Origin of the sequence: Acinetobacter legionensis (genome assembly GCF_048551735.1) — a bacterium.
In the GTDB taxonomy this organism is placed as follows: Bacteria; Pseudomonadota; Gammaproteobacteria; order Pseudomonadales; family Moraxellaceae; genus Acinetobacter.
In genome coordinates, this window is sequence record NZ_JBIMBV010000114.1 from 1 (window position 1) to 279 (window position 279).

Sequence of the window (279 nt, forward strand, 5' to 3'; positions counted from 1 at the left end):
GGGTGTAGGAGTAAAAAGTTTGCTTGCCACGGAAGTGTAGGCAAAATTTCATAATTTTCGAAGTCATCTTTGAGTCGGTGTTGTGCATGCTTCAAAACGTCTACTTCAATCAGTTGATCAATATTATTATCGCTGACAAGTTTTTGGATTAAGGATGAATGCACTGCGAAGTAGTGTAACTGACACGTCGCACCTAGCTCTGGGCTATACTTTTTCATATCCTCTTTAGAAAAGCCTAGATTGGCTTTTGAGGTCACATGAAATGGATGTCCATATAAC

At 39.4% G+C, this 279-nt stretch carries 1 protein-coding gene; it reads right to left on the reverse strand.

The window, feature by feature from the left end; translation table 11 throughout:
- The coding region (locus ACG9ZL_RS21255; RefSeq protein WP_419361921.1) for an IucA/IucC family protein at window positions 1-279 on the reverse strand (279 nt) is incomplete at both ends.